General features: G+C 34.2%; 1 protein-coding gene. It reads left to right on the top strand.

The window, feature by feature from the left end:
* Positions 1-373: 373 nt before the first annotated feature.
* On the top strand, positions 374-805 hold the full coding sequence (locus FJR05_RS24665) for a hypothetical protein (protein ID WP_168646543.1): 432 nt from the start codon (positions 374-376) through the stop codon (positions 803-805).
* The last annotated feature ends 220 nt before the right edge of the window (positions 806-1,025 follow it).

Here is a 1,025-nt window from a genome sequence, read left to right as displayed (position 1 = left end):
TTGCTACCAACAATACAGGTTATTTTTTTATTGACTTTGAACAAAATAATGTGGAAGAATCAAAATTACCACTTTTATAAAATACTAAACAAACTTTTAAAGTTATAAATTGTCATTGTCTAAATGCGGAATTAATTAGAAACTGAAAACATTTAATTTCATGTAATTAAAAGCACAAAAGTTTATCCTATGAGCCATAGCTTGTATGACGAAGTAGGAATCATCTGTCAAGTGATGCTAACAGCAATGCCTATAAAAAACTAAATTTAGTAAAACAAAGTTTGGAAAGAATGAACGAATTGGAATTTCAGCGAATTGCATCTTTCGATGCGGTTTCTATGAGAAAAACAGAAAATATCAAGGAGTAATTCTCATGCTGAAGACTCGCAAAGCCACTAAAACAGTCTCTACCTCTAAAACTAAAAAGCATATTCCAGCTTTAGAGCGAGTAATTACTTATCAGGAGAAAGTCCATTTGATGGTAATTGAGGTATTACGGGAAGAATCGGGGAGAGAATTAGCAGCTACCGCCCGATTTAATGAACAAGAGTTTGATTGGGAAAAACATAACACACAGTTTCGTAACGATTACCTGAACACACCATTGAAAGAATTGGTGAATTATGCCCGCAAACTTTACGGCTTGAATAATCTGGATGAAATTCGAGATAGACGTGCTGCTCATAAAGCTGCTCGCTCTAAACGCATGGAGGGACTTAATGGTTTAAGTAATAACTCAGATGACTGGATAGATGACGATTTTGAACAGGATGAAGATGACGAAGATTTAGAAGTTGAAGATTAATTATTATGCCCCGAATTATTTGAATCGGGGCATTTTATTGGAGAGCGTAGCTAATATAACCAACAGAATTGAAGACAATAATTGCAACTGAATTTCAGCAATCAAAAAGTGAATCTTAATTCAGAAGGCATCTGTCGATGCTATCTATGCGAGATACAAGTAAGTAATTCGTTAATCAAAGGACAATGCTATGAAACGTAATCAGCAACAAACTAAAGTT

The sequence above is a fragment of the Dolichospermum sp. UHCC 0259 genome (genome assembly GCF_009711935.1).
Lineage (GTDB): Bacteria > Cyanobacteriota > Cyanobacteriia > Cyanobacteriales > Nostocaceae > Dolichospermum.
This window is presented reverse-complemented; position numbering and strand designations above follow the sequence as displayed.

Coding starts and splice junctions, on each gene's coding strand:
- FJR05_RS24665 (WP_168646543.1), top strand. CDS start 374: ATGCTGAAGACTCGCAAAGCCACTAAAACAGTCTCTACCTCTAAAACT.